The organism is Arthrobacter sp. NPDC057259, from assembly GCF_042668995.1.
Classification (GTDB): Bacteria; Actinomycetota; Actinomycetes; order Actinomycetales; family Micrococcaceae; genus Arthrobacter.
Genome location: NZ_JBHUYA010000012.1, coordinates 1 through 24350, shown reverse-complemented (window position 1 = coordinate 24350; position 24350 = coordinate 1). Strand labels below are relative to the sequence as shown.

Sequence of the window (24350 nt, the reverse complement as noted above, 5' to 3'; positions counted from 1 at the left end):
GAAACGCCCGGTCCCATTCCGAACCCGGAAGCTAAGACCCACAGCGCCGATGGTACTGCACCCGGGAGGGTGTGGGAGAGTAGGTCACCGCCGGACATAATTCAGGTCGAGAGCCTCCAACCACCAGGTTGGAGGCTCTCCCACTTTAACCACCCATACAGGGCTCAGACGGAAACGCCGGCTACTCCCACACCCGGACATAGTCCACCCTCATGGCCCCGGCCTCACCGAGAATCTTGGCACCGCGCCACACCCCGATGTTCAGCAGCAGGTAGTGCGGGCTGACGTTGTCGCTGGTGGCGTAGGAGTGGACCAGTACGCCGTCGTAGTACACCTCGTTGGCACCCGGCTTACGCAGTACCCCGTACGTGTGATAGCCGCCGGCCCAGCACCCGGGAACGATCCGGCTCTTCTTCCACGCCGCGGAGTGGTACACGCTCCACATGTCCCCGGCGAGCGGTTCGGCGATGTCGATCTCCCCGGTAGAGGGATAGGCCTGGCCGGCGGTCCACCAGGCGCCCCAGTTCCTGATGCTGGTCTCACAGGTGCCCGGGAAGAAGATGCGGGCCTCCGCGTAACCGGTGGTGAACTGGAAGCCGGTGTGCCCGGCCACGCCGTCGTTGGGGTTGGTGGAGAGCAGCGCCCCCGAGGAGACGTCGCTAAGCTGCAGTACGGCCTCTCCGTTGGCGATCCGGACGTTGCTGGAACAGGTCTTCACATTGTTCTTGACCGACTTGAGGTCGCAGTCATCGAACCAGTACGGCGTCCAGGCCGCGGTGTTCAGGGAGTTGAAGTCGTCGTTGAAGACCAGGTTCCAGCTCCCGGGCACACCCACCGGATTCGGGGGAGGGGGAGCGGCTACCGCCGGAGCGGCCATGGAGTCCGCCGCGGGAGCCTTGATGGCTGCGGGGGCGGGCGGCACCACGGCCGGCGCCGCGCCGACGGCCTGGGGCGCGTCCGGTCCGCCGCCGAGCGCGCCGCTCATGGGCGCGGGCGCGTTCGCTCCGGCGTCGCTGGAGACCTCCGGCGGCGGAGCCGCGGCCGGACCCGGCGCGGCGGTGGGCAGGGCACTACTGGAGAGCACCGCGGCGGCGACCAAACAGACGATCCAGGGGACTGAGCGGTGCTTCATGGGATCACCCTCTCCAGGGTGAGGGCAGCGACAGACAGCTGCCGGTGACGGTTTGCCCTGACGACCGGTGTCCCCCCAGTCAGACCGAGCAATGTGAGGGCTGAGCGCACGATGATCCCTTCTCTCGTGTCCGGGCGGGCCCGGTACTCCCACTAGCCTTCAGGCTATGAGCGGATCGGCCCTACGTCAGGCGTACCGACTACTTGCCCCGCACGGCGGACCTCTTGGATCCACCGCCCGGACTACCTGCCCGGGAACAGTCAAAGGAACAGCCCAGAAGCCCCGCGCGTTGACTACCCTTGAGTAACACCAGCGATCAGCAGCCACGGGAGGCCACCTTGAGTGCACGGACCATCATCATCACCGGCGCCAGCGACGGGATCGGCGCGTCCGCGGCCCGGACCCTGGCGGCGCAAGGCGAGAACGTCGTCGTCGTGGGGCGTTCCGCCGCGAAAACGGCGCAGATCGCCGGGGAAATAGGTGCCGACCACTTCGTGGCCGACTTTGCCGAGCTGGCCCAGGTCCGCCGGCTCGCGGCGGAGCTGAAGGAGAAGTACCCGCGGATCGACGTGCTGGCCAACAACGCCGGCGGCATCATGGGCAACCGGCAGCTCACCGTGGACGGCCACGAGAAGACCTTCCAGGTCAACCACCTGGCGCCGTTCCTGCTCACCACGGAGCTGCTGGACGTGCTCACCGCCAGCCGCACCAAGGTCATAAACACCTCCAGCGTGGCCAACTCAATCTTCGCCCGCTTCGACATCGACGACCTGGACGCGGCGCGCAAGTATTCGACCAACCGGGCCTACGGCAACGCCAAGCTCGCCAACATCCTCTTCACCAGCGAACTGCACCGCCGCTACCACGAGGCCGGGATCTCGACGGCGGCGTTCCACCCGGGAGGGGTCGCCACCAACTTCGCGGCCGAGTCCACCAGCCCTATGCGCGTGGCGTACACGAGCTTCCTGAAGCGCTTCATGCTGACCCCGGAGCAGGGCGCGGACACCCTCGTCTGGCTGGCCAACGGCACCCCGGGCACGGACTGGACCTCCGGCGGGTACTACGCCAAGCGGGGACTCTCCAAGGCCAACAAGCTGGCGTACGACGGCGCGCTGGCGCGGCAGCTATGGGACCGCAGCGAGGCCATGGTGGCCCGATCGGCCTAATGCAACCGGCGGGGCCGTATGCTCCTCCCCAGTTACCGGTTTGCTCTGCCTGCCCCGCCCGGACAAATCCGCGGCGGCGAACGTCAGCGGAGCAACTCCCGGAGGTGTAACTGGGGAGGAGCGTACGTACTCTCGGGTTGCGGGGAGCTCTACCCGGCCGCCTCGACGGTGTCGATGGCGTCCAGGGCGCTGCCCATGGTGCCGGCCAGGTCACTGGCCGGTGCCGGCTTGGCGAACAGGTAGCCCTGCAGCGCGTCGCATCCGAGGCCCATCAGGTACTTGGCCTGCGCGGGAGTCTCGATGCCCTCTGCCGTGACCTTCAGGCCCAGGGCCTGGGCGGCGTTGATCATGGTCCGGAAGAACGGCAGGTGTTCCTTGCCGGTCTTGATCATGGCCACGAAGGACCGGTCGATCTTGACCTGGTCCAGCGGCAGCTCCCGGAGCCGGCCCAGCGAGGAGTAGCCGGTGCCGAAGTCGTCCATGGCGATCCGCACGCCCGCCCCGCGCAGCTGGTGCAGCTGGCGGATGACGTCCGAGTCGGCGTCGAAGAACACGCTCTCGGTCAGCTCAAGCATCAGCTGGCGCGGATTCACCCCGGTGGACGCGGCAATGCCGAGCACATCGCCGGCGAAGTCGCGCTGCTGGAACTGCAGGCCTGACACGTTCACGGCCACGCTGTAGGCGGCGTCGCCGGCCAGCCACGGGCGGATCTCGGCGCAGGCGCGGCGCATCACCTCGTCCCCGATCTCCCGGATCAGGCCGCTTTGTTCGGCCACCGGCAGGAACTGGTTGGGCGGCACCAGCTTGCCGTGCCGCTCCCAGCGGGCAAACGCCTCGAACTGGACCACAGCGCCGAGGCCGGGGGAGACCACCGGCTGGTAGTGCACCGAGATCTGGCCCAACTCCACCGCCTGGCGCAGCCCGGTCTCGCCGCCGGACTGGTGCGTGGGCGTCGCGAGCATCTCCGGCCGGAACTCCAGCCAGGTGTTCTTCCCGGCGGCCTTCGCCGCGCTCAGGGCCGAGTCGGCCTGCCGCAGCAGCTCCGCCCCGTCCTGCGTCTGCGCCGTCCGGGACGCCAGGCCCATGCTCGCCGCCGGCCGGACCGTGGACCCGCCGATCCGTGCCGGGGCGTACAGGGAGTCGGAGATCCGCTTGGCCACCGCGGAGATGCTGTGGCAGTCCGTGAGCAGCACAACGAACTCGTCGCCGCCGAGGCGGGCCACGGTGTCGTGCGGTCGGATGCAGTTCCGCAGCCGGCTGGCGACCTCAACCAGCAGTTCGTCCGCGGCGGAGCGGCCCAGCATGTCGTTGTAGGTGCGGAAGTCGTCCACGTTGATGATCACGACGTCCACGGAGTCCTCGCGGCGCAGTGCCGCGGCCAGGCGCTCGTTGAACAAGGTGCCGTTGGGCAGGCCGGTCAGGGTGTCGCGGAGAACGGCGGCTTTCAGTTGGTCATCATGTTCCACCGGCGTGAGCCGGGGCAGGACCCCGGTGGTACCGGGCACCAGCTGGGACTCCAGAGTGCCAGGGCGGCCGGCAGCGGCCTGGCCCGGCGCCAGCGGTGCGGGCCGTGCCGTGGTCGCGCGCGGTGCGGCGGCGCGGGCGGAGAGTGCGACGGCGGCCGGGCCGCCGCCGGGAAGCGCGGCGCAGGTGATTTCCACCGGGAACTCGGAGGCGTCAGCCCGGCGGCCCGCGCCGGCGAACACCGGGGCCGTACCGTTGGCGCCAGCCGTGGCGCCGCCGTCGTGCGCTGCGCCGAGCACCCCGGACACGGTGGCGTGCAGGCCCTCACGGGCCGCCTCGGCCAGCAACAGGCTGTAATCCGCGCCCAGCAACTGGGCCCGGGGGTAGCCGAAGAGCCGCTCCGCGGCGCGGTTCAGGAAGGTGACGGAGCCGTCGGGGGCAAGCAGCAGCAACGCGTCCGGGATGTGGTCCAACACGGTGTGTGCGAATGCTGAGTCCATAGTGGTGCTGTCCCCCCGGAAGCAAGTGATTCGATGAATATCCGCCCCATCATATGCGCCAGCCGGCATACCAGCCCCGCGCCGCGGCACTTATTTCCAAAGCCCCCTAATGTGTCGTCCGGAGTACCGGACAAGGGGCCGTGGCGGGCCGTCCTTAGTACGCGACGAGCGGTTCCAGCAGCGCCTCGATGGCCTCCACAGACTGTGCCAGCGCCGCCCCGCGCTGCACCCCGGGCGCGGGCCGGGAGAACAGGTAGCCCTGCAGGGCGTCGCACTCGTGCTCGATCAGGTACCGGCCCTGGGCGGGCGTCTCGATGCCTTCTGCGGTGACCCGCAGGCCCAGGCTGTGCGCCATGTGGATCATGGAGGTCAGGATGGGCAGCCGCTCTTCGCCGGTGCGGAGCATGGAGACGAACGACTTGTCGATCTTCACCGCGTCCACCGGCAGTTCCTGCAGCCGCCCCAGCGAGGAGTAGCCGGTGCCGAAGTCGTCCAGTGCCACGCGGATGCCGGCGGCGCGGAGGTGGCTGAGCTGGGCGATCACGTGCGAGGCCGGGTCGAAGAAGACGCTCTCGGTGACCTCCAAGACCAGCTGGTGCGGGTCCACGTTGTTCCAAGCGGCGATGTCCAGCACCCGTTCGGCGAAGTCCTTGTGCTGCAGCTGCACCCCGGAGACGTTGACGGCCAGGGTCCGGCCCGGATCCTCGGCCAGCCAGGGCTGCAGTTCGGCGCAGCTCTGCCGCAGCACCTCCGCTCCGATGTCCCGGATCAGGCCGCTGCGTTCTGCGGTCTGGATGAAAGTGTCCGGTGCCATGATGACGCCGTCGCGCTCCCAGCGGGCCAGCGCCTCGAACTGCACCACCTCACGCCGGTTGGCGGAGACCACCGGCTGGAAGAACACCTTGATCTGGCCCAGTTCCACCGCCTGGCGCAGCCCCGCGGTTAGCTGGGTGCGTTCCATCAGGGTGGCCAGCATCTCCGGCTGGAAGTGCACGTAGCAGTTTTTGCCGGCCTCCTTCGCCGCGTACATGGCGACGTCGGCCCGGCGCAGGAGTTCGGCGGAGGACACTTTGTCCTCGCCGCGCTTGGCCACGCCCAGGCTCAGGCTGGGTCGCAGCAGCGCGCCCTCGATCGTGACCGGGGCGTTGAGGGTCTTCACGATCCGCTGCGCGACGGCGTCGGAGTCCCCGCAGCCTTCCAGCAGCACCACGAATTCGTCCCCGCCCAGGCGGGCCACCGTCCCGTGCGGGCCCACGCAGTTCTGCAGCCGGCGGGAGATCTCGACCAGCATCTGGTCGCCCGCGTGGTGGCCCAGGATGTCGTTGACTTCCTTGAAGTCGTCCAGGTCCAGCAGCAGCACGGCCACGGAGCCGGGGGAGTCCAGCGCGGCGGAGGCCCGCTCGTTGAAAAGCATGCGGTTGGCCAGGCCCGTCAGCGGGTCCTGGAAGGCCAGGGCCTTAAGCTGGTCCGCCTGCTGGGCCAGTTCCTCCAGCGCCCGCCGGGCCTGGTCCTCCGCCACAGTCCTGGACGTGACGTCCCGGAAGTTCCAGATCCGTCCCACCACCTCGCCGGCCACCGTCTGCGGGCGCGAGTCCAGCTCCACCGTGCGGCCGTCCTGGAATTCCAGCACGTCCTGGCTGTGCAGCTCATGGTTGGCGTAGAGTTCGGCCACCTTGGCCTTGAAGCAGTCCGGGTGCTGCAGTTTCGTGGCGATGAACTTCACCAGCGCGTAGGCGTCGTTCTCGGCCAGGATCTCCCGCGGCATGCCCCAGAGGCTCAGGTACTGTTCGTTGACGCCGGTGATCTGCCCTGAGTTGGAGACCACCACGATGCCGTCCGCCGTCGTCTCCAGTGTCGCGTCCAGCATGGAAATGGCGTGCCGCCGCCCGGCGTCGGTGTCCCGGTAGGTGGTTTCCCGGACCGCCACGGCCAGAGAGGTCCGGGTCCCGGTGCTGACCAGTGAACACGTGAGCTCCAACTGGATCTCGCTCCCGTTGCGGTGCAGCCCGGTCCCGGAGAACGGCTTGATGCCGAAGGTGCTGTCGCCGCCCAGCCGGCCGAGGATGCGCAGGAATCCGCCGCGGTCGTCCTTGGCCAGGAGACGGGTGTGTTCCTCGCCCACGAGGTCGCAGGCCTCGTAGCCGAAGAGCCGTTCGGCGGCGGGATTGACGTAGGAGATCATCCCCGAGGTGGTCAGCAGCAGCAGCGCGTCCGGACCCTGCGTCAGCAGGGTCTCTGCGAGTCCTTGTTCCACGGTGATGCCAGCCCCCAGGCTTTTGATGTCAAGTGCCGCCGGCCGCGCGGTGGCCAACAACTTTCAAGCATCATAGGGCCATGAGAGCCAAATCACAGTAACGGGGAGCTCCGGGCCGCGGTGTCGCCGCGCAGGGCGGCCGCGGCGGCCTCCGCTAGGGCCAGCGCCGCGGGCAGGTTCGCCGCCGGCTGCGGGGTGGAGAGCATGTAGCCCTGCAGCGAATCGCAGCCCCGTTCCACCAGGTACCGGGCCTGCTGCAGCGTCTCGACGCCCTCCGCGGTGACGGTCAGGCCCAGGCCGTGGGCCATGCTGATCATGCAGTTGAGGATGGGCAGGTGCTCGGTGCCGGTGCGGATCATCTGGACGAAGGACTTGTCGATCTTCAGGGTGTCCACGGGCAGGTCCTGCAACCGGCCCAGGGAGGAGTAGCCGGTGCCGAAGTCGTCCAGGGCCACCCGGACGCCGGCGCCGCGCAGCTCCACCAGCTGGCGGTGGACCTGGCAGTCGTCGTCGAAGAAGACACTCTCGGTCACCTCCACCACCAGCTGCCGCGGGTCCACCCCGCACGCGGCGGCGGTGGAGAGCAGTAGCTCCGGGACGTTGCCCTGCTGCAACTGCACGCCGGAGACATTCACCGCCAGGGACCGGGCCGGGTCCGCGGCCAGCCAGGGCTGCAGTTCCGTGCAGCCGCGCAGCAGCACCTCGGTGCCGATCTCCACCACCAGGCCGCTGCGTTCGGCGGCGGGGATGAACTGCTGCGGCGGCACCAGGACCCCATTGCGCTCCCAGCGGGCCAGCGCCTCGACCTTGACCACGCGGCCGAGGCGGGAGGCGACAATCGGCTGGTAGTGGACGGTGATTTCGCCGCGTTCGACGGCGGCGCGCAGCCCGGCCTCGAGGTCCGCACGTTCCAGCAGCGCGGTCATCATCTCCGGCTGGAAGCGCAGGTAGCGGTTCTTGCCGGCCGCCTTCGCCGCGTACATGGCGATGTCCGCCCGGCGCAGCAGTTCGGAGGCGTCGTAGGCATCGGCGCTGATCGAGGCCAGGCCCAGGCTGAGGCTGGGCCGCAGCATGGACCCGTCCACCCAGAGCGGCTCCTTCAGCGACTCGACGATCCGGGCCGCCGCGGCGTCGGCGTCGAGCGATCCCACCATCAGCACCACGAACTCGTCGCCGCCCAGCCGTGCTACAACGTCGGAGGGGCGGACGCAGGCGCGGAGCCGGCGCCCCACCTCGATCAGCATCTGGTCCCCGGCGTGGTGGCCGTGGATGTCGTTGACTTCCTTGAAGTCGTCCAGGTCAAGGAGCAGCACGTCGACGGCCGTGCCGCATGGGCCGGCGAGGGCGTGGGCCAGCTGGTCGTTGAAGAGCTGGCGGTTGGAAAGCCCGGTCAGCGGATCATTGAAGGCCAGGGAGCGCAGCTGGCCGGCCTGCGCGGCGAGGTCCGCCATGGCCTGGGTGATGCGTTCCTGGTCGCGGCGTGCCTGGCTGACGTCGCGGAAGCTCCAGACCCGGCCGGCCACCCGGTCGCCCACCTTCTGCGGGCGTGAGTAGCGTTCGAAGGTCCGGCCGTCGCGGAAAGACAGCACGTCGTGGCTCTCGGCCTCGGGGTCCGCGTAGAGGGCGGTGACCTTGGCCAGGAATGCCTGCGGGTCCGAGAGCTGGCCCAGGACGAAGCCCATCACGGCCTCGTCATCGCCGGTGTCCACCAGGGCCCGGGGGACGCCCCACATGGAGAGGAACTGGTTGTTGACGGAGCTGATCCGGCCGTCGCCGCTGACCACCAGGATCCCGTCCGCCGTCGATTCGAGGGTGGCCGCGAGCAGCGACATGGCCTCGCGGAGCCGGGCGTCCTCCTCGGAGCGCGTTGAAATGGTCATGCGGCCGAGACCGCGCGACTGTGAGACCGACGTTGGTGCAAAGTAGTTCCTCCCCTCAGTGATCATAGGGGCCGACGACGGTCCCGGCCGTCAGCGGGGCAGCGCGGCGCCGTGTGCAGACCCGGCCCCGGCACGGCCGAGGCCCCGCACGGTCCAGCCGGCCGCGGTCCAGGCCCCGGCGTCGAGCGCGTTCCTGGCATCCAGCAGGACCCGGCGGCGGACCCGGTCCCCGGCGGCACGGGGGTCCAGGGTCCGGTACTGCTCCCATTCGGTCAGCAGCAGCACCAGCTCGGCGCCGTCGAGGGCCGCGTCCGTGCCGGCCTCGAAGCGCAGCTGCGGGTGGTGCAGCCAGGCGTTGTTGACGGCCGCTGGGTCGGTGACGGTGACGTGGGCGCCGTCGTCGGCGAGCCGTCGGGCGACGTCCAGGGCGGGGGAATCCCGGATGTCGTCGGTGTCCGGTTTGAACGCCGCCCCGAGCACCGTGACCCGGCGTCCGGCCAGGCTGCCGCCGCACAGCTCCCGGGCCGCGGCCAGCGTGCGGGAGCGCTGGTTGCGGTTAATCCCGTCCACCGTGGCCATCCAGTCGTCCACCGAGTCCACGCCCAGCTCCCGGGCCTGGACGCGGAGCGAGCGGATGTCCTTGGGCAGGCAGCCGCCGCCGAAGCCCAGGCCCGCGTGCAGGTACCGGCCGCCGATCCGCGGGTCCAGGCCCATCGCGGCGCCCAGCTCGGTGACGTCCCCGCCGGCGGCCTCGCAGAGCTCCGCCATGGCGTTGATGAAGCTCAGCTTCGTGGCCAGGTAGGCGTTGGCGGCGGACTTGATCAGCTCGGCCGTGGCGAAGGTGCAGACCAGCCGGGGGATCCCGGCCGTCAGCAGCGGGGCGTAAACCGCGTCCAGGGCCGCGGTGACGGCGGCCGCTGCGCTGTCCGGCTGCTCCGCCGCGTCCGCGCCGCCGGGGACGCCGTACACCAGCCGGTCCGGGACCAGGGAGTCCTTGACCGCGGTGCCCTGGCGCAGGAACTCGGGGTTCCAGCCCAGCAGCACGTCCGGCCGGCCCGCCATTACGCACCCCAGCATCTCCACGGTGCCCACCGGGACGGTGGACTTGCCGACGACGGCGGACCCCGGGGCGAGGAACGGCAGCAGGGCCTCGGTGGCGGCGATCAGGTAGCTGAGGTCGGCGCCGTCGGAGGTCTTCGACTGCGGGGTGCCGACGCAGAGGAAGTGCAGCTGCGCCCCGGCGGCGTCGGCGAAGCTGGTGGAGAACGTGAGCCGGCCGTTGGCCCGCCCGTCGCGCAGCAGCTCGTCCAGCCCCGGCTCGTGGAAGGGCGCGGTGCCGCGGTCCAGCTGGGCGACCTTTGCGGCGTCGACGTCGATCCCCACCACGCTGTGGCCCATCGAGGCAAGGGTGGCGGCGTGCACGGCGCCGAGGTAGCCGCAGCCGATCACGGAAATTTTCACAGGGTTGCTCCTCTTCCGGGGCGGGTGGTGGAGGCGGCGTCGGCGGGTGCCGGTGCGCCGGTGGAGACCTCGCGGTAATGCGTGACGAGTTCCTCGCCGAGGGCGTGCCAGGTCCGGCCCTGGACCGCCGCGTGGGCGGCCTCCGCGAAGGCCCGGCGCTTGGCGCCGTCGCCGGCCAGGTCCGCCACCCGTGCGCGCAGCCCGGCGAGGTCCCCTGGCTCGAACAGCCAACCGGTGCGGGAGTTCTCCACCAGGTCCAGCGGGCCGCCGCGGCCGGTGGCGACCACCGGCACGCCGGACGCCATGGCCTCCTGGATGGTCTGGCAGAAGGTTTCGAATTCGCCGGGGTGGACGAACAGATCGAAGGATGCCACGGTCCGGGCGAGGTCCTCGCCGCCCAGGAACCCGGTGAACAGGGCGCCCGGCAGCGCCGCCTCGAGGGCGGCCCGCTGCGGGCCGTCGCCCACGATCACCAGCCGGGTGCCGGGGAGGTCCGCCAGCACTGCCAGGTCCTCCACCTGCTTTTCGGCCGCGAGCCGGCCCACGTAGCCGATGATGCGCTCACCGGTCGGGGCGGCGGCCGCCCGCCAGCCGTCGTCGCGCTTGGCCGGGTGGAACCGTGCGGTGTCCACGCCCCGGCGCCACATGCTGACCCTGGGGATGCCGCGCCCGCGGAACTGCTGCAGCGCGAAGGTCGAGGGAACCAGGGTCCGGGTGGCCAGCAGGTGGATCTGCTCCACCCGGTTCCACGCCCAGTTCTCCAGGTAGGGGACGCCGTAGCGGGCCGCGTAGCCGGGGACCTCGGTCTGGTAGATGGCCACGGTGGGGATGCCGAGCTGGTGTGCCGCCTGCACCGCCCGCCAGCCCAGTACGAACGGGGAGGCGAGGTGGACGACGTCGGGCGCGTAGCCGGCAAGGATTCGCTTGACCCGGGCCACGCCTCCCATCGCCACCCGAACGTTGGTGTAGCCGGCCAGGGGGAGCGCGGGGAGCCGGTGGATCCGGGCCCCGTAGACCTCGTCCGGGACGCCGGTGTCCTGGCCGGAGGGGCAGATCACCAGCACCTCGTCGCCGCGGGCCTGGAGATGCTCCAGGACCCGCAGGATGGAGTGGGTGACCCCGTTCATCTGGGGCAGGAATGATTCGGCGACGAGTGCGATCCTCACCCCTCCACCGTGGGTGCCGCGGCTGACGGCCCGGGGTGGCGGGTGTGGCGTGCGGGGGAAGACTGGGTTAACAGGCGGGGATCAGGGCCGGCTGCCGCCGCGGAGCACGTCGGGGAGTTCGTCCACGTAGACCGTCTGGGGAGGCTCGTAGTAGATCACCAGGACCTCCTCGCCCACCGCGAAGCTGCTGACCTTGTCGAAGGGGTGGGCGTGGAAGGCGCTGATGCCGCCGCGGAAAGGCAGCATCACCTCACCGAGCGTCCCCGGGCCTACCCGGCCGGAGACCCGGCCGATCCGGCCGGTGAGGCTCCGGTCGACGTTCCTGGGCATACTGCGTTCCTAGCTGCCCGGCGTCGGCTGCTTCGGGGCGGTGCGGCCCTGCGGTCCCGGTGTACCGTCCGCCCGGGTGCCGTCCGCCCGGGCGCCGTCGCGGCCGTTCTTCAGCGAGCTCCGCAGTGCGGGGAGGTAGTCGCCCACCTGGGCGAGGATGCCACCGACCATCCGGTTCAGGCCTTCGCCGCCGTTGAGCACCGTCAGCTGCCCCACGTGCGCGAACGGCTCCGCGGCCGCGGCGACAATGCCGGGCATGTTCTCCGCGAGCTGCTGGGAGATGACCGCGTCCTGGTTGGTGCCCAAGGCCTCGCCCCGGGCCTTGATGCCGTCCGCCTCGGCGAGGGCCTTGGCCTTGATGGCCGACGCCGCCGCGTCACCGCGGGCCTTCGTGGCCGCTGCCTCCGCCTCGCCGGTCACCCGGGTGGCGCCTGCGGCGGCGGCCGCGGCGTTGGCGTTGGCCTGCGCCTGCAGCTCGGTGCGCCGGGCGTTGGCCTGGGCCTCGAGTTCGGTGCGGCGGGCCAGGGCCTCGGCGGCGCTGATGTCCGCGGACTTCTGGCCCTCCGCCTCGGTCCGTTTGGCGTAGGCCTTCGCGTCCGCGGGTTTGCGGACGGTGGTCTGCAGCTTCTGTTCCTCCCGGTCCGCCTCCAGCTTGGCCACCTCGGTCTCCTGCACCACCACCTGTTGCCGGGCGGTGGCGTCCGCCAGCGGCCCGGCCTGGGCGGCGTTGGCGCGGGCGCGTTCGGCGTTGGCCTGCGCCTCAGACTGCTTGATGGCGGAGAGGCTCTGGGCGTCCGCGATCTGGGCGGCGGCCTCGGCCTCCCGCTCCGCGGCCTCCCGGTTGCGGGTGGCCTCGGCGATACGGGCCTCCATCTTGACCTGGGCGATGTGCGGCTTGGCGATGTTCTGGATGTAGCCGGTGGGATCCTGCAAGTCCTTGATCTGCAGCGAGTCCACCACCAGGCCCAGCTTCTCCATCTCCACGCCGCTGGCGCTGCGGACCTGGGAGCCCAGCTTGTCCCGCTCGCGGATGATCTCCTCCACGGTCATGCTGCCGATGATCGAGCGCAGGTGGCCCTCGAAGACGTTGTAGACCTGGCTCTGCATCTTCGGCTGCTGGCCGAGGAAGCGGCGGGCCGCGTTGGCGATGAAGGGCGGTGCGTCGCCGATCTTGTAGATCACCACGCCCTCGACGATCACCTGGATGCCCTGGGAGGTCACGCAGGAGACCTTCAGTTCGGTCTCGTTCAGGGTCAGCGAGAGCGCCCGGACCGTCTGCAGGCCGGGCACCACCAGAGCGCCCTTGCCGGTCACGATCTTGAAGTCCATGCCGTCCCGGGTTTCCAGCGTTCCCCGGGTCAGCCCGGAGATGATGAGCGCCTCATTCGGCTCCGCCACCTTCCACATCAGCTTCACCGCCACCCAGACGAGGGCGACGACGACGATCACCCCAGCGACGACGGCGAAGAACGGGATGAGGGACGTGAGATCAGGCATGGCCAACCTTTCGCGACGGTGCGTCAGGCCAGTCTGGGGTGACGGCGCCGGGTAAGTCCAGCATTTGGGCAAAAGAAGGCTGGTGCGGGCTTCGGGACGCTGCCCGGGCCCGCACCAGCGGGTACTACGACTTATCGGATTAGTTGAACTCGCTCCTCATTCGCGGCTCCCTTTCCCGGTGGTGGTTTACCGGGTATCTGCGTCTTCGGCCAGGTGCCGTGAGAGCAGCCAGCCGGCGCCAATCATCGCCACGCCCAGCACCATGTGGGTCCAGTTATCCATGGTGTTGAAAGCCAGGAAATTGGCCGCCGAGCCGACGCCCACGATCAGCCCGTAGACGGCGAAGATGATGTACAACAGGCCAAATCCCATCAGGTAATTCCGGGCCCCCATGCTGTTGCGGGACATGACGTATCCGGTCCCGCCGATCGCGAACTGCACGATGTTCAGCAGCATCGACACCTGGAACAGGTTCAGGAACATGGCATTCGAATCCGGTCCCAGGAACCGGAGTTCGCCGTAATGCGTGGTGATGCCCGGAATGAATCCCAGGACACCCACGACCATGAGGACAATACCCACACCCATGCCGACGTTCTGGACGTCTGTCCGTCCGAAATGGACGCCGTGTGCATGTGGGGATGCGGTAGTCATTTTCTGCCTCCAACCACTGATTGCGGACAGTTCAATTTTACGGCGGCGGGGCCAAAAAAGCGCCGGGAATCCGGCCCCGACGCCTGTCGGACCCCGGCTCGGAGGCCGCCGCGTGGCACGATGGATCACGATGAAACTGCGCGCTGATCAGACCGGGGACCGTGGCCTTCCGATGCCGTTGTGGCTGCAGGGGGCACTCGAGTCCGCACAGGCCGCGGTGATCTCCGCGCTGGTGGTGATCGCGCCGATCGTGGCCGTCTGGGCCGGCGACGGTTTCCGCGAGAGCGGTTTCGAGTTCCTGGCCCGCCTGGCCGGGCAGGCCTGGCTGCTGATCCACGGCGTCCCGCTGCTGCTGAACGGGGTCGGTGCCGACGCCGCCGCCCGCCCGGACTCCGGCACCCTCACCCTGATCCCGCTGGGCCTGACCCTCATCCCGTTCCTGCTCGCCTGGCGGGCCGGCCGCCGGCTGGCCCGGGCCTCCTACACGGACCAGCTCTGGCAGGCACTCGTCGGGTCCTGGCTGACCTACGCCGCGTTCGGGTTCGCCACCGGCTTCCTCTGCCGCACCGCCGAGGTGGGGGTGAGCCTCTGGGCCGCCTCCGCCGTCCCGCTGATTCCCTACGCCCTCGGCATGGTCGTGGGCGCGCGCCGCGAGGCCGGCTCCTGGAGCCGGCTGATCGGCGTCGACGCCGTGGCCTGGATCAGCCGCACCAGCCAGCACTCTCGCTGGGCCGGTTCCTACCTGGGCTCCGCCATCAAGGCCGGGTTCGTCGCCGTGATGGCCACCCTGGCGATGGCCGCGGCGCTGCTGGCCGTGGACCTGCTGATCCACTGGAACCTGATCATCGACGTCTACGAGGGCCTGAATGCCGGGCCGGTGGGCGGGGCTGCCCTGACCATCGCGCAGCTGGGCTACCTTCCCAACATGGTGGTCTTCGCCCTCGCGTGGGCCTCCGGGGCAGGCTTCGCCCTCGGTATCGGCTCCCAGGCCGGGCCGCTGGCCACCGCCGTCGGGCCGCTGCCGTCCATCCCCGTGTTCGCCGCGCTGCCCTCCGGCCCGCTGGACTACGCCCTCGTGGCGCTGGTGGTCCCCGTCCTGGCCGGAGCCCTGGCCGGCTGGTGGTTCCTGCGCGAGGGGGAGAACCACTTCGACGAATGGCTCTCCATCAAGGTCAAGGCCCGCTGGTTCACCGCCACCTTCTCCACGCTGGTCCTCGGCGCGCTGATCGGCGTCGTGGCCGGGGCGCTCGCGGCCGGGCTGGCGTGGCTGGCCCGCGGTTCTGCCGGGATCGGGCGGCTGACGGACATCGGGCCGGACCCGGTGGTGACGGCGCTGTTCGTCGCCTCCGAGGTGGGCGCCGGCGTCGTCATCGGCTACGCCGCGGGGCCGTGGCTGGAACGCCGGCAGCGGCTGCAGGAAGCTGACCTCTCGGCGTCGACCGCCTCTTCGTCCTCGTCCGCCCGGAGCAACTGAGCCCGGACGCGGGTGTCCTAGCGGAGCGGGGCCGGCAGGGATTTCTCCAATGTCACCCGGCAGGTGGAGGCCGCCTGCTCGGTCAGGGCATGCCGCGCGCACTGCTGGTAATCGCGGATCTGGGTGAAGAACACCGAACTGACCAGCAGCATCAGCACCATCACGGTGGAGACCACCAGCCCGGAGATCGTCCCGAAAAGCACCATCCGGGACTCCCGGAGTTTCAGGGCCCGGACCAGCAGGACGACGCCGAGCACCACCGCGCAGAGGGTGAGCAGCGCGGCCAGCCACAGGTAGGCGACGTCGAGTTGGAAGACGAAGAACGAGCCCAGGACCACGACGATGAAAGCGCGGAAGAGGTTCAATGTTCGCAGCCGCGACTCGGCCTTACCGCCCTGGGGAAAACTCATGGTTTCCAGCGTACGCGAGCGGCCGCCTAAGCTAAGTCAATGCGCATCGTAGTCCTTGTTTCCGGCACCGGTTCGAACCTGCAGGCCGTCATCGACGCCGTCCGGGCCGGTGCCCTGGACGTGGAGCTCGCCGCGGTCGGCGCGGACCGTCCCGGGACCTACGGGGTGGAGCGCTCGGCCGCCGCGGGGATCCCCACCTTCGTGGTGGACTTCAAGGCCTACCCGGACCGAGCGGCCTGGAACGCGGCCCTGGCCGAGGCCGTCGCCGCCTACCGGCCCGACGTCGTCGTCTCCTCCGGGTTCATGCGGATCGTCAGCGCCGACTTCATCGCCGCGTTCGACGGCAAATACCTCAACACCCACCCCGCGCTGCTGCCTGCCTTCCCCGGCGCGCACGGGGTCCGCGACGCCCTCGCGTACGGGGTCAAGGTCACCGGCTGCACGGTGCACTGGGCCGACGCCGGCGTGGACACCGGCCCGATCATCGCCCAGGAGGCAGTCACCGTGGAGGACAGGGACACCGAGGAGACCCTGCACGAGCGGATCAAGACCGTGGAACGGCGCCTGCTGGTGTCCACCCTCCGCGACCTCGCCGCCGCCGGGAAGTAACGCCCCCACAGATACAAATGCCCTATCGCGTGTGGTTGCCAACGGACCGGAATGGCAACCGCAAGTGATAGTGCATTCGGCGTCTGAGGGGGTAGAGAAGGCGGCAGTCCCGGCGGCGCCGTCGGCCTTTCGAGGCCAAGTAGCGCGGTGCGCAAGAACGAGTACACCGCGAAAAAGACGGGTAGCGGAAGGGTAAAGACGAGTACTGACGACCCGGTTTTCGGTGCCTACCGGACCGTAGGCTGACGCCGTCTCATCCGCTTCTTCCGTCTCTGGGGGTCCTCTTGTCACGCTTCAGCTTTGCTACAACCAGTCCCAAAGTCCTTGGCTTCACCGCGGCGCTCGTTCTCGGAACGGGTGCCGTTTCTGCCGCCTATGCCGTGACGACAACGTCCGGCAGCGGCGAGATCAACGGCTGCTACAACGTCAATAACGGCGGCCAGCTCCGGGTCCTTGCCGCAGGGCAGAGCTGCGACCCCAAGAAGGAAACCCCGATCACGTGGAATGTCCAGGGCATTCAAGGCGTGGCCGGACCGGCGGGACCGATGGGCCCGGCCGGCGCCCAGGGCATCCAGGGTTTGCCCGGCGTCCAGGGCGACAAGGGCGACCAGGGCATCCAAGGTCTCCAGGGGGCAAAGGGCGACCCCGGCGCCGTCGGTCCACAGGGCGAGAAGGGGGATACCGGGGAGACCGGTGCCGTCGGTGCCAAGGGGGACAAGGGCGACACGGGCGCCACCGGTGCGCAGGGTGATAAGGGCGACACCGGCGCCACGGGTCAGCAGGGTGAGAAGGGGGACCCCGGTGCCACGGGCGCCACCGGCCTGCAGGGTGAGACCGGCCCGATGGGTCCCCAAGGTCCCCAGGGCGACAAAGGGGATAAGGGTGACGCCGGCGCCGTCGGCCCCCAGGGCGACACCGGGGCGACCGGCGCCACGGGAGCAGCGGGTCCGCAGGGCGCCCCGGGCGAGAAGGGAGCCACCGGCGACATGGGTGCCACCGGAGCCACCGGCGCTACGGGTCCCGCCGGCCCGACCGGCGCCGCGGCGTCCACCAGCGTCAGCGTGACGACGGCCAGCGGAACGACGGCCACCTCGGTAACGGCGACGTGCCCGGCCGGGAAGGTCGCCGTCGGCGGAGGATTCTCCTCCATCGCCACCAGCGGGAATCAGGTACTGTCCAGCCAGCCCTCCGGCGCCAACGGCTGGACGGTAACCCAGTCCAGGGGGACGGCGCTCACGGTCTACGTGACCTGCATCCAGTAGGACGCCACGAGGAATGCCCTATCACTTACGGTTGCTTCCGAGGAGGAATGGCAACCGCAAGTGATAGGGCATTCGGCGTGCTAGGGGTGGGCGTCAGTCCAGCCGGCGCTGCTTGGTCTCCGGGGCGAAGAACGCCATCCACAGCACCGAGACCAGCACCAGCCCGCCGGCCAGGGCGAACGAGGTGGCCAGGCCCAGCTGCGGCCAGAGCACCGCCGCGAACAGCAGCGGCCCGAAGCCGGCACCCACCCGGGAGAAGGTCGAGGCCCAGCCGAAGCCGGTGCCGCGCAACTCGGTCGGGTACAGCTCGGAGACGTAGGCGTACAGCACGGGGATGGCCACCTGCACCACGAAGCCGAAGAGCAGCAGCCAGAACACGGCGGCGGTGGGGATGTCCACGACGACGGCGACCACCACCAGGATGAGGGCCGAGAGCGGGCCGGTGACCGCCAGGATCCATTTGCGTCCCGTCCGCTCCACCAGCAGGGCCGCCACCACCACGCCCAGCAGCCCGACGGCGGCCATCGAGGCCGTGGTCAGGAACGCCTTGTACTCCTCAAATCCGGCGCCGATCAGGATCCGCGGCATCCAGGTCAGGGACAGGTAGTAGACCAGCAGGATCGAGAAGAACAGGGCCCAGGCCGCGGTGGTGATCTTCCAGTCGTAGCGCCACAGCGCCCGCAGCTGGGTCCAGGCGCTGCCGGCGGAGAGCCGGGGGACGTCCTGCGGCTCGGGCAGGCTGTACGCCCGGGCCTGCCCGCCGGTGGCCGCCACCAGGGAATCGATCACGGCGGCCGCCTCCTCGCGGCGGCCCTTCCGGATCAGGAACAGCGGCGACTCCGGGACGCTGCGGCGGACCCAGACCACCAGCAGCGCAGGCAGCACCATGATCAGCATGGTCAGGCGCCAATCCGCGAACGCTGCCACCAGCCCGGCGGAGACGAAGCCGCACAGCGCGGCCCCCACCGGCCACCAGCCGTCCATCGCGGTGAGGACCCTGCCGCGCTGCTTCCGCGGCGTGAACTCACCCACCAGCGCGTAGTCCACCGGGATGCAGCCGCCCAGGCCGAACCCGGCCAGGAAGCGGAACACCACGAACCAAGTGAAGTCGGGGGAGAGGGCGCCGAGCACCGTGAAGATGGAGAAGATCAGCAGCGTGGCCGAGAAGGCCTTCTTCCGGCCGATGGTGTCCGCGATGGTGCCCCAGACGAAGGCGCCGAGGGCCATGCCGATGAGGTTGGAGGTACCGATCCAGGCGGCGTCCCCCGGGCCGAGCGACCAGTGCTTGGACAGCAGCGGGATGAGGATGCCGTTGAGCGTGACGTCCCATGCGTCGAACATGAAACCCAGCCCGCCGATCAGGAAAATCCGGCCCTGGACCTTCCACCGCCACGGCAGTTCCTGGACCACCTGTTCGCCGCTGGGCACCGTGGTGTATGTGTTCATATCTGGCCTCCTGCAAGAACTCTACGTGCCCGGACCGACGGCCGGGGAGGTGGCCGGCCCCGGCGCGCGGGGCGCTTCACACTCGGCCCGGGCGGCGGCCCCGGGACAAGGAAGCCGGGGGCAACGCGATAAACTGGCCGCATCCCCACCCGCCGCGGCCGCGCCGCGATATAAGACGGAGACTTTTGTGAGCTTTACGCAGCATGAGCGTGTGTCCATCGACCGTGTCCCCATTCGCCGGGCCCTCATCTCGGTCTACGACAAGACCGGCCTGGAGGAGCTCGCCCAGGGCCTGCACAACGCCGGCGTCCGGATCGTCTCCACCGGTTCCACCGCCAAGAAGATCGCGGCCGCCGGGATCCCCGTGCAGGAAGTCGAAGAAGTCACCGGCTCCCCGGAAATGCTCGACGGCCGGGTCAAGACGCTGCACCCGCGCGTCCACGGCGGCATCCTCGCCGACCGCCGCGTTCCCGCCCACATGAAGACCCTCGAGGACATGGCGATCGAGCCGTTCGACCTCGTCGTCGTGAACCTCTACCCGTTCGTGGAGACCGTGAAGTCCGGTGCCGCGCAGGACGACGTCGTCGAGCAGATCGACATCGGAGGCCCCGCCATGGTGCGCTCGGCCGCGAAGAACCACGCCGCCGTCACGATCGTGGTTGACCCGGCCGCCTACGGTTCGGTCGTGGAAGCCGCCGCCGCCGGCGGCTTCGACCTGAAGACCCGCCGCCGGCTGGCCGCGAAGGCCTTCGCGCACACCGCGGCGTACGACACCGCCGTCGCCACCTGGACCGCCAGCCAGTTCCTGGACGAGGACGGCGACGGCGTCATCGACTGGCCCGCGTACGCCGGCCTGGCGCTGGAACGCTCCGAGGTGCTGCGCTACGGCGAGAACCCGCACCAGCAGGCCGCCCTCTACGTGGATAAGGCCGCCCCGGCCGGCATCGCGCAGGCCGACCAGCTGCACGGCAAGGCCATGAGCTACAACAACTTCGTCGACGCCGACGCCGCCCTGCGCGCCGCGTTCGACTTCGACCAGCCCGCCGTCGCGGTCATCAAGCACGCCAACCCGTGCGGCGTGGCCGTGGGCTCCGCCGACGCCGCGGACCCGATCGCCGACGCCCACGCCAAGGCCCACGCCTGCGACCCGGTCTCCGCCTTTGGCGGCGTGATCGCGGCCAACCGCACCGTCACCGCGGGCATGGCCCGGACCGTGGCCGGCATCTTCACCGAGGTTGTCATCGCCCCAGGCTTCGAGGATGAGGCGGTGGAAATCCTCTCCAAGAAGAAGAACATCCGCCTGCTGACCCTGCCCGAGGGCTACGGCCGCTACCCCACCGAGTTCCGCCAGGTCTCCGGCGGCATGCTGGTCCAGGCCACGGACAAGGTCGACGCCGACGGAGACAACCCCGCCAACTGGACCCTCGCCGCCGGTGAGGCCGCCGACGAGAGGACCCTCGCCGATCTCGCCTTCGCCTGGACCGCATGCCGCGCGGCCAAGTCCAACGCCATCCTGCTGGCCGCCGACGGCGCCGCCGTGGGCATCGGCATGGGACAGGTCAACCGGCTCGACTCCTGCCGCCTCGCCGTCGAACGGGCCAACACCCTGGGCGTCTCCGTGGAGTCGGATGTCGACGGCGCCGGCGGGGCGTCCAATGCCGATGCCACCAACGCCCCGGAGCGGGCCCGCGGTGCCGTCGCGGCGTCGGACGCGTTCTTCCCGTTCGCCGACGGACTGCAGATCCTGATCGACGCCGGCGTCCGCGCCGTCGTCCAGCCCGGCGGCTCCGTCCGGGACGAGGAAGTCATCGCCGCGGCCAACGCCGCCGGCATCACGATGTACTTCACCGGCGCCCGCCACTTCTTCCACTAGGAATTCCCGCCCGGGAGACCGGGCGGCCCTGGACCCTGGATAAGACCCGGCATAAGAACAGCGGCCGTGCCCTTCCCCGACGGGAAGGGCACGGCCGCTGTTTGTTATGCCGGGGAACGACGCCGGACGCGGGAACGCGGGGCCCCGGTGCCGGCCTGTCGAGGGGGATGGCCGGTGCTGGAACCCCGCGTTGCCCTGTCTTTTCCTTTCCCTAGGGCGCGGATAGTTGGGGAACTGGTGCTTAGGACGCGGCGGCGGTGCTGTAAGCCTGCTGGATGACCGAGCCCCAGTAGGGGCCGTACATGGTGGTGGAGTTGCTGCCGTAGCCGTAGCTGTTGATCGAGTTCTGGTAGCCGGAGGAGCTGGTGCCGATGAACCACGGACCGCCGGAGGAGCCGCCGGTCATGTTGCACGGGATGCCCTGGGTGTTGAACTGCGGGTTGTAGGGATCGTTCTTGGCGGTGCCGCTGCAGCTCTTGAGCGATTCGCCGTTGAACGGGGCGGCGGCCGGGTAGCCGAAGGACTTGTAGCTCAGGCCGCGGGCGGCGTTGAACTGCACACCGGAGGCGCCGACCACGTCGGAGAGGGTCTTCCCGTTGAGGGTGTTCATCACGGCGAAGCCGGTGTCGTAGGTCATGTCGCCGCCGGAGCTCCACTGGGTGGGGGTGTAGAGGGCCTTGGCCGTCCACTTCCCGTAGGGTGCCGAGCCGTTGAGGTAGGCCGGGACGAAGGTGAAGTTGGTGGCGAAGGCGCCCGGGCCCTCGTTGACGCAGTGTCCGGCGGTGGACACCGTGCTCTTGTTCGCCGAGGTCACCGAGTTGCCGGAGCAGACGTAGTTGGCGCCGGCCAGGGTGAAGAAGACCTTGCCGATGTGCGGGACGGGGTTCTCGCTGGCGTTGGCCTTTCTCTGGACCTGCTTGGACTGCAGCGTCGGGGTGGTTCCCTCCACCTTCGCCGGCGCACCCACCTCAACGGGCTTGCCCGCATCGGCCTTCGCGGCACCGCGGTTCACGGCCTTAGTGGCCAGCACGTCGCCGGGGATCGCGTTGCGCATCCGTTCGGGCGTCCAGTAGTCCGCGCCGGCGGCCTCGGTCACGGTGTGGCTGGCCACGTCCGGAGTGCCCGAGGGCGCGCGTCCGGCACCGCCGGGAGAGGCGGTGGCGCTGCCGGCGGCGACGACGGCGAGCAGGGCTGCGGCGGAGAGGCTGAGCAGGCTGGTGCCCAGGGATTTGCGTGTGCGCATGGGGATCCTTTTGCGTGCGGGTGCGGTGCGGCCCTCGGGGACGGGCCGCGGTGATGGCATCGAACCTACGGCACTATGACGAACCTGTAAAGCATGTTGTCAAAACTTGTCATATCGCTTTTCGACCGCTAGCCGCCGTCGTGCCCGCTTCACCTGGCCGCCGCCGGCCGTCCCGAACAAGCGCCGAGGCCGCCACCTCGGGTAAGTTAGAGCCGTTGAGATAACAAAGATTTCCGCAGACTTTCAGGGAGACGCCCAAGCATGGCCAAGATTATCTATACCCACACCGACGAAGCGCCGATGCTGGCTACCTATTCGTTCTTGCCGATCATTGAGGCCTACGCCTCGACGGCCGGTGTGGAGGTAGAGACCCGCGACATTTCGCTTGCCGGCCGCATCATCGCCGTCTTCGGCGACTACCTCACCGAGGACCAGCGCATCGGCGACGCGCTCGCCGAACTCGGCGAACTCGCCAAGAAGCCTGAAGCCAACATCATCAAGCTGCCGAACATCAGCGCCTCCGTGCCGCAGCTGAAGGCCGCCATCGCCGAGCTCCAGGGCCAGGGCTACGCCCTCCCGGACTACCCGGACAACCCGGCGTCGGACGAGGAGACGGACATCCGCTCCCGGTACGACAAGATCAAGGGCTCCGCCGTGAACCCGGTGCTGCGCGAGGGCAACTCGGACCGCCGCGCGCCGCTGTCGGTGAAGAACTACGCGCGCCAGAACCCGCACAGCATGGGTGCCTGGACCCCTGAATCCAAGACCAACGTGGCCCACATGGAGGCCGACGACTTCCGCTCCAACGAGAAGTCCGTGGTGATCCCGGCCGATACCAACCTCAAGATCCAGCTGGTCAAGGAAGACGGCACCGTCAAGGTCCTCAAGCGTGCCTTCCCGGTCCTGGCCGGCGAGGTCATCGACGGCACCGTGATGCGCGCCGCCGCCCTGGACGAGTTCCTCAAGGCCCAGGTGGCCCGCGCCAAGGAAGAGGGCGTGCTCTTCTCCGCTCACCTCAAGGCCACCATGATGAAGGTCTCCGACCCGATCATCTTCGGCCACGTGGTCAAGGCCTACTTCGCCGACCTCTTCGCCACCTATGGCGAGCAGATCGCCGCCGCCGGCCTCAGCCCCAACAACGGCTTGGCCTCCATCCTCAACGGCCTGGAGGACCTCCCCGAGGAGATCCGCGGCGACGTCGAGGCCGCCATCACCAAGGGCCTCAACGAGGGCCCCGAGCTGGCCATGGTCGACTCCGACAAGGGCATCACCAACCTGCACGTCCCCTCCGACGTGATCGTGGACGCCTCCATGCCGGCCATGATCCGTAGCTCCGGCCACATGTGGGGCCGCGACGGCCAGGAGGCGGACACCCTCGCCGTCCTGCCGGACAGCAGCTACGCCGGCATTTACCAGGTGGTCATCGATGACTGCCGCGCCCACGGCGCCTTCGACCCCACCACCATGGGCACCGTTCCGAACGTCGGCCTGATGGCCCAGGCCGCCGAGGAGTACGGCAGCCACGACAAGACCTTCGAGATCACCGCCGCCGGCACCGTCCAGGTGGTCGACGACGAGGGCACCGTCCTGATCGAACACCAGGTCTCCCCGGGCGACATCTGGCGTGCCTGCCAGACCAAGGACGTGCCGATCCGCGACTGGGTCAAGCTGGCCGTCACCCGCGCCCGGGCCTCCGCGACCCCGGCCGTGTTCTGGCTGGATAAGACCCGCGCGCACGACGCCCGGATGATCGCCAAGGTCGAGGAATACCTCAAGGACCACGACACCGAGGGCCTGCAGATCGAGATCATGTCCCCGGAGGAGGCCACCGCCTTCACCCTGGAGCGCATCCGCAAGGGCGAGGACACCATCTCCGTCACCGGCAACGTGCTCCGTGACTACCTCACGGACCTGTTCCCGATCCTCGAACTGGGCACCAGCGCCAAGATGCTCTCGATCGTTCCGCTGATCAACGGCGGCGGCCTGTTCGAGACCGGCGCCGGCGGTTCCGCCCCGAAGCACGTCCAGCAGCTGCTCAAGGAAAACCACCTGCGCTGGGACAGCCTGGGCGAGTTCCTGGCCCTGGCCGTGAGCTTCGAGCACCTGGCCACCACCACGGGCAATGCCCGCGCCCAGATCCTCGCGGACACCCTGGACCGCGCCACCGGCACCTTCCTGCTCGAGGACAAGTCCCCGAAGCGCAAGGCCGGCGAGCTGGACAACCGCGGCAGCCACTTCTACCTGGCCAAGTTCTGGGCCGACGAGCTGGCACGCCAGAGCGACGACGCGGAACTCGCCCAGGCGTTCGCCGAGGTCTCCAAGACCCTCAGCACAGACGAGGCAGCCATTGTCGGCGAGCTGCTGGCCGTCCAGGGTTCCCCGGTGGACCTCGGCGGCTACTACCGCCCGGACGAGGCCAAGGCCTCTGCCGTGATGCGTCCCTCCGCCACCTTCAGCAAGGCCCTGTCCCTGCTGGGCTAGGCACCTGAGGCGATAAACGCCGACGGCGCACCGGGTTCCCGGTGCGCC

The 24350-nt window shown here is 69.6% G+C and carries 18 protein-coding genes and 1 rRNA gene; 7 read left to right on the top strand and 12 right to left on the bottom strand.

Annotation, left to right across the window (positions count from 1 at the left end):
- Nucleotides 1-96: ribosomal RNA gene (gene rrf, locus ACFUCU_RS16175) — 5S ribosomal RNA — on the top strand; the annotation flags it as partial.
- Between the two features lie 85 nt (nt 97-181).
- Here the strand turns inward: rrf and ACFUCU_RS16170 are convergent.
- Nucleotides 182-1132 carry a family 16 glycosylhydrolase gene (locus ACFUCU_RS16170; protein ID WP_377973468.1) on the bottom strand — a complete coding sequence of 317 codons (951 nt, stop codon included), beginning with the start codon at nt 1130-1132 and terminating at the stop codon, nt 182-184.
- Nucleotides 1133-1470: 338 nt separating this feature from the next.
- Between ACFUCU_RS16170 and ACFUCU_RS16165 the strand changes: the two genes are divergently transcribed.
- Nucleotides 1471-2298 carry an SDR family NAD(P)-dependent oxidoreductase gene (locus tag ACFUCU_RS16165; protein ID WP_377973469.1) on the top strand — a complete coding sequence of 276 codons (828 nt, stop codon included), beginning with the start codon at nt 1471-1473 and terminating at the stop codon, nt 2296-2298.
- Between the two features lie 149 nt (nt 2299-2447).
- Here the strand turns inward: ACFUCU_RS16165 and ACFUCU_RS16160 are convergent, their stop codons facing one another.
- From ACFUCU_RS16160 to ACFUCU_RS16125, 8 genes are all read right to left on the bottom strand, one after another.
- Entirely contained in the window at nt 2448-4262 is a 1815-nt protein-coding gene (locus ACFUCU_RS16160) for a putative bifunctional diguanylate cyclase/phosphodiesterase (RefSeq protein ID WP_377973467.1), read from the bottom strand.
- A gap of 154 nt (nt 4263-4416) precedes the next feature.
- A complete protein-coding gene (locus ACFUCU_RS16155) occupies nt 4417-6516 on the bottom strand; it encodes an EAL domain-containing protein (RefSeq protein WP_377973466.1) in 2100 nt (699 codons plus the stop codon).
- A gap of 92 nt (nt 6517-6608) precedes the next feature.
- The gene (locus ACFUCU_RS16150; protein ID WP_377973465.1) at nt 6609-8396 is read right to left on the bottom strand and encodes a putative bifunctional diguanylate cyclase/phosphodiesterase; all 1788 of its coding nucleotides are present in this window, start codon (nt 8394-8396) and stop codon (nt 6609-6611) included.
- A gap of 90 nt (nt 8397-8486) precedes the next feature.
- Nucleotides 8487-9857, bottom strand: coding sequence for a UDP-glucose dehydrogenase family protein (locus ACFUCU_RS16145; RefSeq protein WP_377973464.1), 1371 nt, complete (start codon nt 9855-9857; stop codon nt 8487-8489).
- On the bottom strand, nt 9854-11023 hold the full coding sequence (locus ACFUCU_RS16140; RefSeq protein WP_377973463.1) for a glycosyltransferase family 4 protein: 1170 nt from the start codon (nt 11021-11023) through the stop codon (nt 9854-9856). The genes ACFUCU_RS16145 and ACFUCU_RS16140 overlap by 4 nt, the downstream gene beginning before the upstream one ends.
- 81 nt (nt 11024-11104) lie before the next feature.
- The gene (locus tag ACFUCU_RS16135) at nt 11105-11353 is read right to left on the bottom strand and encodes a hypothetical protein (protein ID WP_377973462.1); all 249 of its coding nucleotides are present in this window, start codon (nt 11351-11353) and stop codon (nt 11105-11107) included.
- Nucleotides 11354-11362: 9 nt separating this feature from the next.
- Nucleotides 11363-12850 carry a flotillin family protein gene (locus ACFUCU_RS16130; protein ID WP_377973461.1) on the bottom strand — a complete coding sequence of 496 codons (1488 nt, stop codon included), beginning with the start codon at nt 12848-12850 and terminating at the stop codon, nt 11363-11365.
- Nucleotides 12851-13036: 186 nt separating this feature from the next.
- A complete protein-coding gene (locus ACFUCU_RS16125; RefSeq protein ID WP_290258816.1) occupies nt 13037-13504 on the bottom strand; it encodes a DUF4383 domain-containing protein in 468 nt (155 codons plus the stop codon).
- A 130-nt stretch (nt 13505-13634) separates the two neighbouring features.
- On the opposite strand from ACFUCU_RS16125, the gene ACFUCU_RS16120 reads away from it, so the two are divergent.
- Nucleotides 13635-14978, top strand: coding sequence for a DUF6350 family protein (locus tag ACFUCU_RS16120; RefSeq protein ID WP_364136726.1), 1344 nt, complete (start codon nt 13635-13637; stop codon nt 14976-14978).
- 17 nt (nt 14979-14995) lie between these two features.
- Here ACFUCU_RS16120 and ACFUCU_RS16115 read toward each other — a convergent pair whose 3' ends face one another.
- Nucleotides 14996-15388, bottom strand: a complete 393-nt coding sequence (locus ACFUCU_RS16115; RefSeq protein ID WP_377973460.1) for a hypothetical protein — start codon at nt 15386-15388, stop codon at nt 14996-14998.
- A gap of 39 nt (nt 15389-15427) precedes the next feature.
- On the opposite strand from ACFUCU_RS16115, the gene purN reads away from it, so the two are divergent.
- Nucleotides 15428-15997, top strand: a complete 570-nt coding sequence (gene purN / locus ACFUCU_RS16110) for a phosphoribosylglycinamide formyltransferase (protein ID WP_377973459.1) — start codon at nt 15428-15430, stop codon at nt 15995-15997.
- Between the two features lie 380 nt (nt 15998-16377).
- A complete protein-coding gene (locus ACFUCU_RS16105) occupies nt 16378-17259 on the top strand; it encodes a hypothetical protein (RefSeq protein ID WP_377973458.1) in 882 nt (293 codons plus the stop codon).
- A gap of 93 nt (nt 17260-17352) precedes the next feature.
- Here the strand turns inward: ACFUCU_RS16105 and ACFUCU_RS16100 are convergent, their stop codons facing one another.
- Nucleotides 17353-18705: an MFS transporter gene (locus ACFUCU_RS16100; RefSeq protein WP_290258821.1), complete on the bottom strand. Its 1353-nt coding sequence runs from the start codon at nt 18703-18705 to the stop codon at nt 17353-17355.
- Between the two features lie 187 nt (nt 18706-18892).
- Here ACFUCU_RS16100 and purH point away from each other — a divergent pair, with 187 nt between their 5' ends.
- Nucleotides 18893-20578 (top strand): bifunctional phosphoribosylaminoimidazolecarboxamide formyltransferase/IMP cyclohydrolase, encoded by a 1686-nt coding sequence (gene purH, locus ACFUCU_RS16095; protein ID WP_290258822.1) that lies wholly within the window; start codon nt 18893-18895, stop codon nt 20576-20578.
- 241 nt (nt 20579-20819) lie between these two features.
- On the opposite strand, the gene ACFUCU_RS16090 is transcribed toward purH, so the two are convergent.
- Complete coding sequence (locus ACFUCU_RS16090; RefSeq protein WP_377973457.1) at nt 20820-21821, bottom strand: trypsin-like serine peptidase; 1002 nt, start codon at nt 21819-21821, stop codon at nt 20820-20822.
- A gap of 261 nt (nt 21822-22082) precedes the next feature.
- Here ACFUCU_RS16090 and ACFUCU_RS16085 point away from each other — a divergent pair, with 261 nt between their 5' ends.
- Nucleotides 22083-24302, top strand: a complete 2220-nt coding sequence (locus tag ACFUCU_RS16085) for an NADP-dependent isocitrate dehydrogenase (RefSeq protein WP_377973456.1) — start codon at nt 22083-22085, stop codon at nt 24300-24302.
- The last annotated feature ends 48 nt before the right edge of the window (nt 24303-24350 follow it).